The following is a 372-nucleotide window of genomic DNA, read 5'->3' as shown; positions in this document are numbered from 1 at the left end:
CGCATGAACATGTCAAAAAAAATTGGCAACTAGAAAAAGCGAAACGCATTAAACCCTCACTGTGGTGGCAACAAGTGGCACAAGCGCAAGCGCAAGCTCAAACAACTAGCACAGAACAAAGCGATGCTAATACTAATACCCTTAAACTGTCTAATCTATCAACTGATGGCAAGGCGTGGTTTATTCATCCGGTGGCGATGGTGGATTATTTTAATATTGACACAACACTCTGGCATGAGCCGTTAAAAAAACCTCAAAGGACGCTTTATAATTCAAATGAATTTCGAAAAGAATTCAATGGCGCTTTTGGTTTTGTAAGAAATGGAGGGGCAAAATCACATGCGGGTTTAGATATATTTGCTGATATCAATA

1 protein-coding gene is annotated in these 372 nt (G+C 39.5%); it reads left to right on the top strand.

Features of this window, described 5'->3' with window-relative positions; translation table 11 throughout:
* Window positions 1-372: hypothetical protein (locus GQ589_RS11955; RefSeq protein WP_160426477.1), on the top strand; the 372-nt coding region annotated here is incomplete at both ends.

Origin of the sequence: Gilliamella sp. Pas-s27, from assembly GCF_009795865.1 — a bacterium.
Taxonomy (GTDB): Bacteria; Pseudomonadota; Gammaproteobacteria; order Enterobacterales; family Orbaceae; genus Gilliamella.
The sequence above is the reverse complement of the archived record's forward strand: the minus strand, read 5'-3'. Positions and strand labels throughout refer to the sequence as shown.